The sequence below is a fragment of the Pseudoalteromonas sp. T1lg75 genome, from assembly GCF_002964705.1.
Classification (GTDB): Bacteria; Pseudomonadota; Gammaproteobacteria; order Enterobacterales; family Alteromonadaceae; genus Pseudoalteromonas.
Genome location: NZ_PQCD01000023.1, coordinates 1 through 309, shown reverse-complemented (window position 1 = coordinate 309; position 309 = coordinate 1). Strand labels below are relative to the sequence as shown.

Below are 309 nucleotides of genomic sequence, written 5' to 3'. Positions count from 1 at the left end.
AGAGGCGTGCAGTACCGTGCGGTGGCCTATCAGGATTTAGTGCGTTCATCGGGCGCGATAATAAGCATGAGCCGAAAGAGCAATTGCTGGGATAATGCGGTGATGGAATCCTTCTTCAGTCGCCTCAAAGTTGAGCTGATTTATGCCGAGAAATTCCACTCGATACAACACGTTAAATCCTGTATGTTTGAATACATTGAAATATTTTATAACCGCAAACGACGTCACTCTGCGTTAGGCTATCTCAGCCCGCTGGAGTATGAGCAACGGTTTGCGTAATAACCTGTCTACTTTTGATGGGGAAGACCA

The 309-nt window shown here is 46.3% G+C and carries 1 protein-coding gene; it reads left to right on the top strand.

Going from position 1 to position 309, the window contains the following annotated elements:
• Nucleotides 1–279: IS3 family transposase (locus tag C2M36_RS06715; protein ID WP_158678866.1), on the top strand; the 279-nt coding region annotated here is incomplete at its 5' end.
• Between the last annotated feature and the right edge of the window lie 30 nt (nt 280–309).